A 16,534-nucleotide genomic window follows, 5' to 3' on the forward strand; every position below is an offset into this window, starting at 1 on the left:
GTTATACTTTTGTAGCCATGAGTAAATTTCAGGAATAAAAAACCGCAATTAAGCGGTGTCTTATCATAGCCGGTGCTCTGTCTATAACCAATAATAAAAGTCACATCAAAGAGGAAGCTTCCCGTAATTTCCTCTTTGTATTATTTCCCTTCTAAATTACTTACTGCAACTGATTTATTGTTCTACCAATAAATCAGCAAATTTATAACCAGTTAAATTATTTATTACCTTGCTAACATAAAACATAAGGCCACCAAGCATTATCATTGATGGTATTGCAATGATGGGATAACTCATTAAGGTCATATGACCTAGTTCTTCATTAAAAGAAACTGTCCCAGCAGGACTCGTTACAAGCCACTTTGCTAATACATAATTCATTACGGCTGAAAAGATAAACGTTAATGCCAATAACTTATTAGCAAATCCTATTTTAGCTTTAAATAGCTCAGTCTTCCCTGATGCACAAAGTTTTTCATATATCAGTTCGACCTTCAACATTGATTCATTCAATAATAATTTTGCGATTAAAGGTTTACCATACACACCAGAGAACACGACAAATACAGCGATTAACGCCGGAATAGAGGCTTCTTTGATTGCGAGCCAATGGACACCTAACTCAAACAAGGCAATCCCACCTGTTAATAGGGTACTTAAAAAGCCAAATACAGATATTAGGTTCATTTCTTTAGTTCTAAGGTAATCATAAACGGCATACCCGAGAGGGAATGCTAGCGCTATGATTAATCCCGCCACTACCCCAAAATATTCAGGACTGGAAAACTTCATTAGAACCCAAGAAGGTAGGGCTACATTAAAGATAATTTCCAATAATGGGTTGTTTTTCGGTTTTTTCGTTGTCATATTTTATTACCTGGATATTCTTTTATTGTTTATCTTTGCGTTGCTAAGCTAAGTGTTTTTATTAAGTAAACTGTCACTACGGTCTCTAAGTCAACTTTTAAAGCTCGTGAGTAAATGTGGTCAGGGTAAATTTTATCTCGAGAGTTCCCCACTTATTATAACAATATATCTTCCTATTTTTATGTGCCTTCCAGCTAACTTTTTCAGTGCTCATTTAAACTACTTACTAGCTATTAGTGTACTGAAGATAAATAAAACGAGTACATGATAAATTTTAGATATAAAAAAACCGCAATTAAACGGTTTCTTATCATAGACGGTGGTCTGTCTATAGCCAAATCTAAAAGTTACTAGGTATAACTAATGGATTAAAAAGGTCTTTATTTGGTGGAGCGGGATATACCATATCCACCAATAAACGCCACCACGAATGGCCTACTTGTTGCCTTATATAGATATTATATTTTAGTTGAATGCATTTGTGTAACACTTTGTAGTGGCATACTTTGATTTTTAGAGTCATTAGCTTGCTTTGAGGTGCATAGTTTTCTGAGATATACTCGTCTGAAATTCAAGGAGGATTTCTTTCATGCGTCAATATATTCATATTTTATTCGCTGCTATCTTAGCCATGTTTATTTCTGGCTGCATTAACCAATCAGTTACAGTAACACCTGATGATCAGGCTGTTTCCCTTCGTAACGCAATAAATACAAACGACTTTGCCTTATTATCTAACTCTATTACCCTGCCGTTAGCTCTTAGTAAGCAAGACTGGGAAACGGCTAATGATGGATATGGTTATGTTTTGGGTGCGAAACATACTCAAATAGCAAAGAATACTAAAGATCTAGACGAAGTATTTAGAGTATTAGAACAGGTCGAAATAGAAGGTGAATATCCTTTAGAACAGGAGTTTACTCTTACAGATTTTAAAGATGAGTTTGCCGGTATTGATTACCACTGGGGATCTCTGAAACTAGTTGTTTTTTTTCGTGGCCAAGGCGATGTTGAACACATTGTGGTTTTAGGATTAGATAAAACAACTTCAAAACTGCGGGCAATATATATTAATTAGTTTAAAATCCTGCGGCCAACCGTGTAGATGTGGAGCGGGTAGATCTAAACATTTAGATGGTGTTGCATCTGATTTAAACAGCAGCCACTTAGTTACACTCATCAGTAAACTTACCACAGCAAAGGCGGGTACACTTGATGTTTATTTAGCTACATTTAGCTCACATCGCCCACTATTAAATCATCCTTCAAGCCCTGAAAAATGGCATGTAGAAGCCAAACCATAAATGCATTCTGTTAGTTCCTTGATAGTGTCAATTTAAGAAGTGCCCGTTTCGTAGAAGCATAGGGGGTCGCGCTTAATTTGATGCTAATCAAACAGAGTGATTGAGAACTTTAGTCAAAGAAAAACCTCGGAGTGTATGATATTTTTTTAGGATTTATCCGTTAATAAAAAATGTTCTTAGAAACAGTTATTTTATTGATGAAAGGTTTTACTCCCGTTTAGTAATACGGGGGTAAAGTTTTTCCTGACTTCCTCTGTAGGTGTTAAGTGCCAAGGGGTACAGTGATTTGTCTTGTTTTTGTTTGTTCGTTTTTCTTCGCGTAGCGAGTGCTGCGCAATACCCCAAGTGATTTAGTTTTTGGCATTAATATTTGTATATATACTTTATACAGCTGTGTTCTTATCATATTTGATAATGCTAACTAGTAGCTAAACCTTCAGAGTAAAAAGAGTTCAGTAGTAATATACGATATCTTTTTGTGTCTGATTAAATTGCCTTATCTTCTATATAATTGTATTAACCTATTGTTTTAAAATTAAATAACATTAATAATCTACACCTATTAATGTTATTTAATTTTTTATTAGGATCGATTAATGAAAACTGACTTGTATTCCATTTCTAAAATATTTACGGAAAGATTATTTAGAATTCCTGATTATCAGAGGGGGTATGCTTGGTCTGATAAACATTTAAAAGATTATTGGAATGATTTAATTCAATTAGAAACAGACAAAAACCATTATGTTGGCGTTATTACACTAGAAGAGACTCCTGAAGAATCATTAAGTCGTTGGACTGATGACCATTGGATTATAGAATCAAAAAGCTTCTCACCTTTCCATGTTGTTGATGGACAACAGCGTCTAACAACGACAATAATATTGATTCAATGTATATGTGAAATCATAGGCGATGAAGGTACACTTAATTACACAACAGTCCCTGAAATTAAAAAGAAATTTATTTATGACTCCAAAGATGGTGGTATTTCAAGATCTTATTTATTTGGTTATGAATCAGATAACCCAAGTTACAATTTCTTAAAAGCTGAAATTTTCAATGAAAAGGACAATGTTGCATATCCTCTTGAATCTACGATCTATACTCAAAATTTAATTAATGCCAAAAATCTTTTTTTAGAAAAACTTGGTGATTTATCTACTGATGAAATTGAAGTTATATACAAAAAGATAACTCAGCACTTTCTTTTTGCAATTTACTCAATGTCTGATGATATTGATGTTTATATTACTTTTGAAACGATGAATAATAGGGGTAAACCTTTATCTCATTTAGAACTACTTAAAAATCGACTAATATATTTATCGACTAAGTTTGATACTGACGTTCATGAGAAGAAGCAGTTAAGAACAACTATAAACCTATGCTGGAAAGCAATATATCACCAATTAGGTAGAAATAAAGATAATCCATTAGATGATGACCAATTTTTGTTTAATCACTTTATCATATATTTTGGATATAAATTAACTAAAGAACATACATTATCAAGTAGACAATTTAGAAGGGGCTATCGTAACTCTTTCAAAGATTATTTATTAGAAGAAATTTTCACTGTTAAAAGCATTAACATTACCAAAAACTTATCATTAAAAGACGTGAATGATTATGTTACAAGCTTAAAAGTTTCAGTTGAAACTTGGTATCAGATGCTGAATCCAGAGTCGAGTTACTATTGTGATGAGATTAATCTATGTTTGGGTAGGTTGAATAGACTTCGGATAAATCCATTTTTACCTTTAATTATGACTGTTTTTAAAACGTCTACTAATAAAAAAATACATATTTCTTTATTAAATATTTTGGAAAGGTACGCGTTTTATATTTCATTAGTACAGTATTCATATCATCTTTCTATGGATGTCGATGATTCTGAATTCACTGATTTGTCTAATAAAATTAATAGTAAAGAAATTACTACTGAAATAGCTATAAAGCAACTTACATCAAAACTTGAAGAGGCGATTAGGAGAACGGATTTAATTAAACATATAGCTGATAATTTCAAGCGTAATAGCGGTTTTTATACTTGGTCTGGTCTTAAGTATTTCTTATATGAATATGAAGTAAGTTTAAGAGAACAATCAAAAACTTATGGTGATAAATTATTTTGGGATGTTCTGATACAAGATGACAGGGACTCTCATACGATAGAGCATATTTATCCACAGAAGGCTCGTAAGAAAGAGTGGACTTGTTTGTATTCGCAATTTACTACTAAACAAAAAGCAACTTTAAGACATTCATTAGGAAATTTGGTTCCATTATCTAAACCCAAAAACTCAAGCTTTTCTAATAAACCTTTTGCAGATAAAAAATCGAATAAGACTAATACAGTTGGCTTTGTTTATGGATGTTTTTCAGAAAATGAAATTGCACAAAATGAACAGTGGACCGCTAAAGAAATCCTTGATAGAGGGGTGAAGTTATTAAGTTTTATGGAAGCGAGATGGGGCATAAAGATAGAGAATAAAGTTGAATTTTTAAGCTTGAGTTTTGTAGCAAAAAAACTAAAGTAATCTAACTATTAAATATAGGTTTATAGAACGGTTGTATAACCAATTAATTTAGGTACTACAATTTTATCGAATGATTATTATTTTATTAATGGCACTTTTTAGTGCCGTTTTTATTTCAAAAATAAATAATAACGCCTATATTACACCTGTAATTTGTGCTACTTATTCAATGCTATAGCCTTTTTCAAATAGCCTTATAGCTCACTATTTAGTTTTTTGCGGTATGATTCAAAGGTTATAACGTAATTTATAAAACAAGTGGTACTTATTGGGTACTTTTGATTTTACTGTCTTGAGGGTGTTAGCTTGGTTGCCTATTAATAAAGCCTTATGTGATTTATTGCAGGCAATAAAAAAGGATGCCGAGGCATCCTTTTCTTTTTCTCTATTTTTTATGTATTCCCATATACGCTAGGGACGTAAATGGGACGTCGATAAATTATTCTTTTGTAACCTATTGAGTTACAAATGGTTTTTTTGGTGGAGCGGGGGGGAATCGAACCCCCGTCCAAAAAGCCTACATCCTCGGTACTACATGCTTAGTCGCTTATTTATTTAACCAATTAGACGCCAAGCGACAGGCTTCGTCATGGTGAGCTTAATACTATTTCGCGGTTCAGCCTTAAGCGTGCTTCCCTCGCTATCCTATTTGGGGTGACCATCGATCCTCTAACCAATAGGAGAGATTTAAAGGCGATGGCTAGCCTAAGCGGCTAGTGCGAACGTATCGTCGTTAGCAATTATAGTTTTTACGGCTTTTTACCAGGCAAACCGCCCCTGGGCATGCACCTTGGGTTTCATGAATCTTGTCGAATCCTAGATCCGCCCCAAAGTTTACTATTTTCTATTTCTTTTCTAACAAAGGCTCGATATGCCTATAAGCACAGTATACAGCGCTTAACTTGAATAGACAACGTGGTATTTTTTAACCACTTATCTAGCAACTTACATGGCAAGCTACTTAACAAGTTACCTAGCAAGTTAACGATCTAGGTTTTTGTTCTTCATTAAACGGCCTTTATCAACAGCCCATTCTCTGTCTTTTATGTCGGAGCGCTTGTCATGATCTTTTTTACCTTTACCCAGATAAAACTCGAGCTTTACCCAACAGGCTTTCCAGTACATCGCGGTTGCAATCAAAGAGTAACCGTCACGTTCAACAGCAGCAGTAATTTTCTCTAACTCTCTACGGTTAAGCAATAATTTTCTATCACGATTTGGATCACAGACCACATGACTAGAGGCGGCATTAAGTGGCGATATTTCAGCTCCTAATAAATAGGCTTCACCGTTTTTAACATGTACGTAACAATCAGAGATGTTAACTTTACCACTTCTGATGCTCTTTACTTCCCAACCTTGCAAGCTCATACCACCTTCAAACTTATCAGTTAGGCTGTAGTTGTGCCTCGCCTTTTTATTTAAAGCGATAGTATTGCTATTGGATTTATTTTTAGATTTCTTTTTGGCCATTTTTCGTTCCATTTATCGTTGCTATAACAAGCAGCAAGCGCAGTGATTATACCGACATAAAGGCTTTTTAACATGGCAAATTAGTGTTTTTTAGATAAATGACTAGATTAATGCGATTTTAGCTGCGTTTTGTTATGATAGTGCCATTAATTGGTGGCCAGTATATGAATAAGAAAAGGTGGAGAGAGAATGCCAACCATAAGTCGTAGTGCGTTAGTTATGCACAGTGTTGATCAAATGTATCAGTTGATAAATGATATTGTCGCTTACCCTACTTTTTTACCTGATTGTAATGACAGTAAAATTATCTCTCAAGATGAAGATACGGTTACTGCAGCTTTACTGGTATCTAAGGGCGGTTTAAGTAAGTGGTTTACCACTAAAAATACTATGGTTTCTAATGAGAAAATAAAACTATCTTTAGTTGATGGACCCTTTAAAAGTCTTGAGGGCTATTGGTTATTAACACCCTTGTCAGACGAAGCTTGTAAAATAAGCTTAGAGTTAGAGTATGAGTTTTCAAATAAACTTGTTTCATTAGCCTTCGGTAAGGTCTTTGGTCACTTTAGTAACAGCTTAGTGCAGGTGTTTACTCAACGAGCAAAAGAGATATACGGAGTTAATGTCTCATTATGACTTTAGCTAGTTCCGCGTTAAATAGTGCTGATGATGCATTAATAGATGATAAAATTGCCATAGAAGTTGTCTATGGTGTTCCGCATAAACAGAAAATATTAACCTTATTGCTTGCTGCTGGTATAACAGTAGAGCAAGCCGTTATTGAATCAGGAATAATCGATTTGTTTCCTGAAATTGATTTAACGGTAAACAAGGTTGGTGTGTGGAATAGAGCAGTAAAGCTAACGGATACGGTAAATGATCTTGATAGAATTGAAGTGTATCGTCCGCTGATTGCCGACCCTAAAGATGTAAGGAAACGTCGTGCAGAGAAAGCAAAATTAGAAGGGCGAGCGGATAAAACCACCGGTGGTCGGGTTAACCCACTACGGGTAGATGCAAAGAAATAGTGATTCAATAACCGCTATATTCAGGCAATAAAAAACGGCATAAATGCCGTTTTTTTGTTGCAATATTTTAATCTCTGCTAAATCAGCTTAATTAAAAGTAATGCTAATTATTAAGCGTCTCTTTGTTTTCAGCAGGCTTACTTTCTACAGCCTTATCTTCCATCGGCTTAACCTCTACAGCATCAGCTTGCTCTGTGCTGAACTTGCTGGCATTGGCCGGCTCAGCTTGTACAGCCGGCGCATTGAATGGGGTATTAAACTTTTCAGAAAGCTCAAAGTCCCCCGCAGCAGAAATTAATTTGTCGTCGGAAAAGTTAATGGTGAATTGTTTTCTTTTATCGAATTTTTTACTTCGGCCAGATTTCAACTTGTAGATATAATTCCAAGTATCATCATTGAAAGCGTCTACAACAACCGGGCTACCGAGAATAAACTTAACTTGCTCCTTGGTCATACCCACTTGCAGTTTATCAATACTTTTTTGCTCAAGGTAATTTCCTTGTGGAACATCGTAGCGATATACCCAACTAGAGCAGGCAGATAACGTCAGGGCTGTGATAACAATGGCAACACGAAAATACATAAAATTTACTTACCTTAAAGTAGCGCTAAAAAATAGGCTAAAAGTGTGAGCAGGGATAATACCCAAGCCCAGCTTGGATGCAAAGCTATTTATTACATCAGTTAAAAAAACGCTATTTACACTACGCTATTGAAAGTAAAAATATTACTGTTATTAGCGGCTTCATTTTATTGAAGCCAATCGCAGATAAATGCAGTTAGCTAGCTAATAGCTCTTGTGCATTTGCTAAGCTGTGCTGTGATATTTTATCACCAGCTAACAAGCGAGCAATTTCTTTGACCCGGTTTGACTCACTTAGTTCACTTACGTGGGTTTCTGTTAATTCACCATCGGTTGTTTTACTGACAAAAAGTTGTTGATGACCCTTACAAGCCACTTGTGGTAAATGAGTGACACAAATAACTTGGGTGTTTTTCGACAACTGTTGTAGTTTTTTACCGACCATGGCAGCTGTTGGACCGCTAATACCGACATCCACTTCATCAAAGATTAATGTTGGGGTAATCACTTTATCGGCCAGAATTACCTGCATGGCTAAGCTGATACGTGATAATTCTCCACCTGAAGCAACCTTGTGCATAGCCTCAAGTGCTTGACCTGGGTTAATACTCACTTGGAAACTAATATTATCAGCACCATTGGTACTGATAGGTTCTTTGCCTTTATTACAGTCATTCGGGGTGTGATTGTCTTGTTGCTTATTACTCTCGACAGCAATATAAAACTGACCATGGGGCATATTTAGCTCTTGCATGCTTTTACTGATCCGCTTGCTTAGACTTTGTGCTGACTTTATTCTTGAAGCTGATAGGGCAGCCGCACTTTCGTAATAATGCTCTTTAGTCAGCTCTAACTCTTCAATAATGGTATTAATTCGTGTTTCATCACCCGATATTGAAGCAAGTTGCTGCTTTAATTCGCTATGAAAGTTAACTAGTTTTTCTGGTGACAATTGATGTTTCTTCGCTAATTGTAAAGCGGTGGAATAACGCTCTTCAATAATGGCGTAACTTTGTGGGTCTAACTCTAATTGCTGGTAATAGTGTTTTAAGTCGTTATTTGCTTCATCTAATTGAATGAGTGTGTCAGCAAGTATAGTGGCGACATCGTTTAATTGATTATCAACCCGCGCGATGGAGCTGATATTTTCGCTACATTCTCGAAGTGAGTCCAAAATATTGAAGTTATCATTTTCAGAGAGAATCTGTAGTGAACTTAGCGTTGAATCGAGCAAATCTTGGGCGTTACTATGCCTTTTATAATCTTTTTCTAGCGTGGTAAACTCATCTGGCTGAAGAGAAAACTCATCAAGTTCAGTGACTTGATATTGAATGAGTTGCTGTTCAGCTTCGCGTTGTTGCTTACTTTGCTGTAACATTTCTAGTTCTTTATTGAGTTTATGCCATTGTTGCGCGTAATGTTTTACCTCGCTAAGTAACCTTGGGTGATTAGCGAAGTTATCGAGTAAACGGCACTGTTGATTGGCTTTAACAATAAGTTGATGATCATGCTGGCCATGGATATTAATTAATAGTTGGCCGATTTCTTTTAATTGCACCAAGGGCACTTGGCTACCATTGATATAAGATTTTGAACGGCCTTCGGCTGATATCACGCGACGCAGTATACATTCGCTGTCATGCTCGGCAAGAAGCTCATGTTTCTTTAACCAGGCTTTCGCCATTTTATTTTTTTTTGTTTCAAAGGTTGCTGCTAAATCCGCTTTTTTGCAGTTTGGCCTAACAATATTGGTTGTAGCTCGGTCACCTAAACATAAACCTAAGGCGTCAATGGCAATGGATTTACCCGCGCCAGTTTCACCGGTAATTGTCGTCATGCCCGCTTGCCAATCAATATCTAAAGAACGGACAATGGCGAAATTTTGAATGTTAAGTTGCAGTAGCATAGTTAACCTTTAGCAATAAGCATGAATATAAAACCAGTACCTGTTAATTTATACAGTAACTGGGTTTTATTCAAGCTTATTTGAAACTATTGGCTTATTTTTTGATAGGTGTCTAACCGTTATTTATCTGTAGAGCAGATAAAACGGGCTAATAGAGTTTATTACCCCAACTTAATTTATTTCTTAATACGTTAAAGTAATTGTGATCAAGCGGATGAATTAAGCGAATACTGCATTCGCTCTTTTTAATAATAACTTCATCGCCAGGCATTACCGATAAAATCACATGACCATCACAACTTACTTGTAAATTTTCATGGTTATCATTGGCGAGTATCAATTTAATCTCACTATTACCATCGACAACAATAGGACGACTGGTTAGCGTATGCGGAAACATTGGTACCAGTGATAGTGCATTAAGGTTAGGAGTTAAAATAGGTCCGCCAGCAGACATTGAATAAGCCGTTGAGCCAGTTGGAGTGGACACTATTAAGCCGTCAGAGCGCTGGCTAAACATAAAGCTATCATCAATATAAACCTCAAACTCGATCATACTGGCAACTTTACCGGCATGCAGTACCGCTTCATTAACGGCACTGTTTGAGCTTTTCAGTTTGCCATGGCGATACACTTCAGCTTCAATAATAAAGCGTTGTTCACTACGAGACTCACCCGCGAGTATTTGTGCTAGGGGTTCGATAATTTCAGCAGGTGAAAGATCGGTTAGAAAACCTAAGTTACCGCGGTTCACACCAATTACTCCGATATCAAAACAAGCAAGCACCCGAGCAGCGCCGAGCATGTAGCCATCACCACCAACAACAATGGCTAAATCTGCTTGCTCACCAATGTCGGTTAATTTACCGATGGTCATATTTTTTATATCGAGAGATTGTGCTACAGACTGTTCAACAATCACGTGATATTTATTAGCTAATAAATAGTCATGTAAGGTTTTTATTGTGGCACTGGCACCATCGTGATTTGGTTTGCCAATAAGGCCTATAGTTTTATATAATTGAGCCATAACGATTATTTACTTAGTTTGCTAGGTATAGGGCCAGTTTCGCTGGATTTTATCCGCTTGTAAAGTTCACTTTTTTATAAAATGTATTAAATCACGCTTGAATCCTTTTTCACAGCCCCCATAATGTTTGCATTAGTTACACAAATTGAGGTTTATTCCATGACAACAGAGTCAAAAAACAACGAAGAAGAGTTAAACGCTGAGCAATTAGCCGATGACATTGTAAAGCAAGTTGAAGGACAAGTAGAAGAGCAGGCTGAGCCTGTTGCTGAAGTGATTAGTGCTGAGCAAGAAAAAATTAACGAGTTAGAGTTAGCGTTAGCTGCAGCAAAATCTACTGTTGCCGATCAAAAAGACTCGGTTATTCGTGCTAAGGCAGAAGTTGATAATATTCGCCGTCGCGCAGCGCAAGATGTAGAAAAAGCACGTAAATTTGCTTTAGAAAAATTTGCCGGTGAAATGTTAACAAGCGTTGATAACTTAGAACGTGCTTTACAAAGTATCGATAAAGAAGATGAAAGTAACAAAGGTATTATCGAAGGTGTTGAATTAACCCTGCAAGGTTTAATTTCCTCATTAGAAAAATTTGGCGTAAATGCGGTTGATCCAAAAGACCAACCTTTTAACCCTGAACTTCATCAAGCCATGTCTATGCAAGAAGTTCCAGATGTAGCGCCAAATACAGTTATTGCGGTAATGCAAAAAGGTTATGAGCTTAATGGTCGTTTAATTCGTCCAGCTATGGTGATGGTATCTAAAGCGGCACCGATTGTTGACGCTACGGCTTAACACCCTCTTTTAACAAGAGTATTAACAGATAGCGTTAACTTATTATTTTAAACGAGTTAACGTTGTTTAAATAAAAAAGCAAAGGTCTATGCCTTTGCTTTTTTTATATGTACTTTTTACCTACACACTTTTATGTATGAATCACGCTGAAAGATATTGGCGAAAAGCAGGTCTTTTACTATACCATTCTTTTATTCGTGATTTTTATAATGAATCAACTGCTAAGAACCGTATCTTATATTTTTATTAGCACTTTAATTGTCATCAGTTTTAGCCTGCAAGCCTATGAAACAGCAAAACCTTGGCAGCTAAAAACCCAAGACGGGCAGCTAATTAGTTTAGCCCAATATAAAAACAAGCCAGTTATTCTCCATTTTTGGGCTACTTGGTGTCCTTATTGTAAAAAAATTCAACCCACCTTGGTCGAGTTACAAAAAAAATATCAAGAACAAGGCGTAGAGTTAATATCCATTAGCTTTAACGAAGATGAAGGAACATTGCCCCAAGATGAAATTAACAGTAGAGGTTATTTTTTTATCACGGCGGTAATGGGAGAGGAGGTTGCTGAACTTTATGATGTTCGAGGTACTCCGACAACATTCTTCATTAATAGAAAACATGAAATAATTTTTAAAACGTCTAGCTCCAATAAAGCCGATCCTCGCCTTGAATTAGCATTAAAAGAAATAATTAAAATTTAAATTATGAACTGTGACCCTCATCATTAAAATTTATATACCTGGATAAATTAGCCTTAAGTCAATAACTCGAACTTAAGCTAAAGTAAAATAATTAGTCTGATGACGTTAATGTTATTTGTCGTTGCACGCTTCTCTGTGAGCAGGGTAAAGCTCAAGGCTTGTTATTTTACTAATTTTTTTTGCACTATATTTCAACATAAAAGAAAGTTTTTTAAAGTTATCTATTGAAAAGCATTTCGCCGACCCCACTTACTATTCAACAAACAATTTAATTAATATTACTTTATCTTTTCCAGATAAAGACTAATGAATAGGAGCTCCCAAGATGGGCAAAATAATCGGTATTGACCTAGGAACAACTAACTCATGTGTTGCTGTATTAGACGGCGACAGTGTACGTGTTATTGAAAATGCAGAAGGCGATCGTACAACTCCTTCTATCATTGGTTATACGGCTGAAGGCGAAATATTAGTAGGTCAACCTGCTAAACGTCAATCAGTAACTAACCCAGAAAACACTTTATATGCTATTAAGCGTTTAATTGGTCGTCGTTTTGAAGATGAAGAAACTCAACGTGATATTAAAATTATGCCATTTGGCATTGTTAAAGCCGACAACGGTGATGCTTGGGTTGAAGTAAAGGGCGAAAAAATTGCGCCGCCACAAGTATCTGCTGAAGTTTTAAAGAAAATGAAAAAAACTGCAGAAGATTTTCTTGGTGAAACAGTAACTGAAGCGGTTATTACCGTTCCTGCTTACTTTAACGATTCACAACGTCAAGCAACTAAAGATGCTGGTCGTATTGCTGGTCTTGATGTTAAACGTATTATCAACGAGCCAACTGCTGCTGCTCTTGCTTACGGCATGGACAAGCAAGAAGGCGATAAAGTTATTGCGGTATACGATTTAGGTGGTGGTACTTTCGATATTTCAATCATTGAAATTGATGAAATGGACGGCGAACATACTTTTGAAGTATTAGCGACTAATGGTGATACTCACTTAGGTGGTGAAGATTTCGATAACCGTTTAATCAACTATCTTGTAGCTGAATTCAAAAAAGACCAAGGCATGGACTTAACGTCTGATCCTCTTGCAATGCAACGTCTTAAAGAAGCGGCAGAGAAAGCGAAATGTGAACTTTCTTCAGCACAACAAACGGATGTTAACTTACCTTACATCACGGCTGATGGTTCAGGTCCTAAGCACATGAACATTAAAGTAACACGTGCTAAGTTAGAGTCTCTTGTTGAAGACATGGTTAAAGCAACGTTAGTACCGCTTAAACAGGCGCTTAAAGATGCTGATTTATCAGTAAGTGACATCGATGATGTTATCTTAGTTGGTGGTCAATCACGTATGCCTATGGTACAAAAAGCGGTAACTGACTTCTTTGGTAAAGAACCTCGTAAAGATGTTAACCCAGATGAAGCAGTAGCTTCTGGTGCTGCGATTCAAGCCGGTGTTCTTTCTGGCGAAGTAACTGATGTATTGTTGCTTGATGTTACACCTTTGTCTTTAGGTATTGAGACTGCAGGTGGTGTGATGACAAATGTTATTGATAAAAACACGACTATTCCAACCAAGCAATCACAAACTTTCTCTACAGCTGATGATAATCAATCTGCTGTTACTGTACATGTTTGTCAAGGTGAGCGTAAGCAAGCCTCAGCTAACAAATCTTTAGGTCAATTTAACCTTGAAGGTATTCCTGCTGCTCCTCGTGGACAGCCGCAAATCGAAGTAACTTTCGATATCGATGCCGATGGTATCTTGCATGTTACTGCTAAAGACAAAAATACGGGTAAAGAGCAAAAAATCACTATCAAAGCTTCTTCTGGTTTATCTGATGAAGAAGTAGAGCAAATGGTACGTGACGCTGAAGCAAATGCTGATGCCGATGCTAAGTTTGAAGAGTTAGTTACTGCACGTAACCAAGCTGATGGCATGATTCATAGCACTCGCAAGCAAATCGAAGAAGCGGGCGAAGAGTTACCAGCAGAAGACAAAGAGAAAATTGAAACAGCATTAACTGAGCTTGAAGAAGCCGTTAAAGCTGATGATAAAGAAGCGATTGATACAAAAACTCAAGCGTTAATGGAAGCATCAGCTAAGTTAATGGAAATTGCTCAAGCTAAGCAACAAGCACAAGCTGCTCCAGAAGGTGCTGATCAAGCAACTGATGCTGGCGCACAGGCAGACGACGTAGTAGATGCTGAGTTTGAAGAAGTTAAAGACGACAAGTAATTAGTTTTTTATTCGCTTAGCTGTCGTTATATCGCTTAATTTCTGCGGCGAAGGTACTCACGTATAGTCATACGCTCCGTGCCTTCTTCTTGAACTAAAGCGATATAACTTAATCTTAGCGAGTAAAAGAGTTAAGCTATGTCATCTGTACTTGTATAGAAAAATAAAGCGTCGATATTTCTCGGCGCTTTTTGTGTGTAAAGCATTAGTAAAATAATTTTTATTTGGTGCTGATTTTCTTGATTTTTTATCGTGACAATAAAATAAATCACGGAGAAATGAAGAAAATTAGCCTCAATCAACTTGAAGTAAAGAAACAGATTTATGTCAAAACGTGATTATTATGAAACTCTAGGGGTTAGCCAAAGCGCCACTGAGAAAGAAGTCAAAAAAGCCTATAAAAAGTTAGCAATGAAGTATCACCCAGATCGTACCCAAGGTGATAAGGCTAAAGAAGAGACGTTTAAAGAAGTTAAAGAGGCCTATGAAATCCTCAATAACGATCAAAAACGTGCTGCTTATGATCAATATGGTCATGCTGCTTTTGAACAAGGTGGTCACGGTGGTGGCGGCGGCGGTGGTGGTTTTGGCCAAGACTTCGGCGATATCTTCGGTGATATTTTTGGCGGCGGTGGTCGTGGACGTCAACGCCAGCAACGTGGCTCAGATTTACGTTATAACGTAGATTTAACACTTGAAGCTGCGGTTAAGGGTAAAAGCTTAGAAATTAAAGTACCTACCTATGTTAGTTGTGATCCATGTGACGGCTCTGGTGCTAAAAGAGGCACTTCGGCTAAGACTTGTAGCACTTGTCACGGCCACGGCCAAGTACAAATGCGTCAAGGCTTGTTCGCTGTACAGCAAACGTGTCCTACCTGTAGTGGCAAAGGTAAAGTTATTGCCGAGAAGTGTACTTCATGTCGCGGTCAAGGCCGTGTTGAGAAAACTAAAACCTTATCAGTTAAAATTCCACCAGGTGTTGATACCGGTGATAGAATTCGTTTATCAGGTGAAGGCGAGGCGGGTGAGCATGGCGCCCCTGCAGGCGACTTGTATGTACAAGTGAATGTACGTGACCACGAGATATTTGTTCGTGATGAAAATCACTTATATTGTGAAGTGCCAATTAGCTTTGTAACAGCTGCTTTAGGTGGTGACATTGAAGTGCCAACACTTGGCGGTAAGGTTAAGCTGAAGGTTCCGAAAGAAACACAAACAGGTAAAATGTTCCGCTTACGTGGTAAAGGTGTTAAGTCAGTACGTAGTTCTACTACCGGTGATTTAATGTGTAAAGTGGTTCTTGAAACACCTGTTAACTTATCAGGTGATCAAGCTGACTTATTACGTCAATTAGAAGAGAAAATGGCGAATAGCAGTAAAAAACACAGCCCAAAAGAAACTGGTTTTTTTGATGGTGTTAAAAGATTCTTTGATGACCTGAAAAGCTAAATCATTATGTTAATGCTTTAAGTATTAGCTCTGTGATAATAAAAAATCCCGCGTTATTAAACAATAACAGCGGGATTTTTTATGCTTTATTTTTATGGTATAAAAATTAAAGCTGTTACTCGTCGAAATTTGGCAGTACGCCACTGCGGCTATGATCAAACACCAGTGATGTTTCTACTGTAGTGACTTCTTCGCGCGAGGTGATGTTTTTGAAAACAAACTGACGTAAATGCTCACTATCTTTAACCGACATGTGAATGTAGTAATCATAACTACCACCCATGTGGTATAAATTTAATATTTCGGGATACATCAATAAATCATCACGTAAGCTATTAACTATTTCTTCAGAATAAGGCTGCAAACGTATAGCTGCAATGGCTTCTATATTACCGCCAATGGTTTTTAAGTTAACATCGATAAATGCACCCTTAATAACACCGCTTTGTTTTAGGCGTTTTACTCGCTCTAAACACGTAGAGGGGGCAATACCTATTTGGGCTGCAAGTTCTTTATTCGTAATATCTGCATCATCATATAATATGGTTAATACTTGTAAATCGATGCCATCAAGCTTTTTCATTAGTCACCCGTGAATTTATTACCGCTTCTT

At 36.8% G+C, this 16,534-nt stretch carries 14 protein-coding genes and 1 other RNA gene; 8 read left to right on the top strand and 7 right to left on the bottom strand.

What is annotated here, in order from left to right:
* Positions 1-174: 174 nt before the first annotated feature.
* Positions 175-867 carry a VC0807 family protein gene (locus tag HRT55_RS00245; RefSeq protein ID WP_291613031.1) on the bottom strand — a complete coding sequence of 231 codons (693 nt, stop codon included), beginning with the start codon at positions 865-867 and terminating at the stop codon, positions 175-177.
* A 589-nt stretch (positions 868-1,456) separates the two neighbouring features.
* Between HRT55_RS00245 and HRT55_RS00250 the strand changes: the two genes are divergently transcribed.
* On the top strand, positions 1,457-1,945 hold the full coding sequence (locus HRT55_RS00250; protein WP_287206324.1) for a hypothetical protein: 489 nt from the start codon (positions 1,457-1,459) through the stop codon (positions 1,943-1,945).
* A gap of 822 nt (positions 1,946-2,767) precedes the next feature.
* Entirely contained in the window at positions 2,768-4,714 is a 1,947-nt protein-coding gene (locus HRT55_RS00255; RefSeq protein ID WP_287206327.1) for a DUF262 domain-containing HNH endonuclease family protein, read from the top strand.
* 478 nt (positions 4,715-5,192) lie between these two features.
* On the opposite strand, the gene ssrA is transcribed toward HRT55_RS00255, so the two are convergent.
* Positions 5,193-5,543, bottom strand: a transfer-messenger RNA (tmRNA) gene (ssrA, locus tag HRT55_RS00260).
* A gap of 152 nt (positions 5,544-5,695) precedes the next feature.
* Positions 5,696-6,187 carry an SsrA-binding protein SmpB gene (gene smpB, locus HRT55_RS00265; protein ID WP_019025713.1) on the bottom strand — a complete coding sequence of 164 codons (492 nt, stop codon included), beginning with the start codon at positions 6,185-6,187 and terminating at the stop codon, positions 5,696-5,698.
* 189 nt (positions 6,188-6,376) lie between these two features.
* Between smpB and HRT55_RS00270 the strand changes: the two genes are divergently transcribed.
* The gene (locus HRT55_RS00270) at positions 6,377-6,823 is read left to right on the top strand and encodes a type II toxin-antitoxin system RatA family toxin (protein WP_291617935.1); all 447 of its coding nucleotides are present in this window, start codon (positions 6,377-6,379) and stop codon (positions 6,821-6,823) included.
* The gene (locus HRT55_RS00275) at positions 6,820-7,215 is read left to right on the top strand and encodes an RnfH family protein (protein ID WP_291617937.1); all 396 of its coding nucleotides are present in this window, start codon (positions 6,820-6,822) and stop codon (positions 7,213-7,215) included. The genes HRT55_RS00270 and HRT55_RS00275 overlap by 4 nt, the downstream gene beginning before the upstream one ends.
* Positions 7,216-7,318: 103 nt before the next feature.
* Here HRT55_RS00275 and HRT55_RS00280 read toward each other — a convergent pair whose 3' ends face one another.
* The 3 genes from HRT55_RS00280 to nadK form a co-directional block, all read right to left on the bottom strand.
* A complete protein-coding gene (locus HRT55_RS00280; protein WP_291617938.1) occupies positions 7,319-7,798 on the bottom strand; it encodes an outer membrane protein assembly factor BamE in 480 nt (159 codons plus the stop codon).
* A 196-nt stretch (positions 7,799-7,994) separates the two neighbouring features.
* Positions 7,995-9,704: a DNA repair protein RecN gene (gene recN, locus HRT55_RS00285; protein ID WP_291617940.1), complete on the bottom strand. Its 1,710-nt coding sequence runs from the start codon at positions 9,702-9,704 to the stop codon at positions 7,995-7,997.
* A gap of 148 nt (positions 9,705-9,852) precedes the next feature.
* Complete coding sequence (gene nadK / locus HRT55_RS00290; protein WP_291617942.1) at positions 9,853-10,734, bottom strand: NAD(+) kinase; 882 nt, start codon at positions 10,732-10,734, stop codon at positions 9,853-9,855.
* Positions 10,735-10,893: 159 nt separating this feature from the next.
* On the opposite strand from nadK, the gene grpE reads away from it, so the two are divergent.
* The 4 genes from grpE to dnaJ all read left to right on the top strand — a co-directional run bounded on the left by grpE (position 10,894) and on the right by dnaJ (position 15,921).
* Positions 10,894-11,523: a nucleotide exchange factor GrpE gene (grpE, locus tag HRT55_RS00295; RefSeq protein ID WP_291610169.1), complete on the top strand. Its 630-nt coding sequence runs from the start codon at positions 10,894-10,896 to the stop codon at positions 11,521-11,523.
* Positions 11,524-11,732: 209 nt separating this feature from the next.
* A complete protein-coding gene (locus tag HRT55_RS00300; RefSeq protein ID WP_291617944.1) occupies positions 11,733-12,224 on the top strand; it encodes a peroxiredoxin in 492 nt (163 codons plus the stop codon).
* A gap of 325 nt (positions 12,225-12,549) precedes the next feature.
* Positions 12,550-14,472, top strand: coding sequence for a molecular chaperone DnaK (gene dnaK, locus HRT55_RS00305; protein WP_291617946.1), 1,923 nt, complete (start codon positions 12,550-12,552; stop codon positions 14,470-14,472).
* A 324-nt stretch (positions 14,473-14,796) separates the two neighbouring features.
* Positions 14,797-15,921, top strand: coding sequence for a molecular chaperone DnaJ (gene dnaJ / locus HRT55_RS00310; protein WP_291617948.1), 1,125 nt, complete (start codon positions 14,797-14,799; stop codon positions 15,919-15,921).
* Positions 15,922-16,036: 115 nt separating this feature from the next.
* Here dnaJ and HRT55_RS00315 read toward each other — a convergent pair whose 3' ends face one another.
* Positions 16,037-16,504, bottom strand: coding sequence for an Lrp/AsnC family transcriptional regulator (locus HRT55_RS00315; protein ID WP_291610176.1), 468 nt, complete (start codon positions 16,502-16,504; stop codon positions 16,037-16,039).
* Positions 16,505-16,534 lie beyond the last annotated feature (30 nt).

The organism is Colwellia sp., assembly GCF_013214175.1.
Taxonomy (GTDB): Bacteria; Pseudomonadota; Gammaproteobacteria; order Enterobacterales; family Alteromonadaceae; genus Colwellia.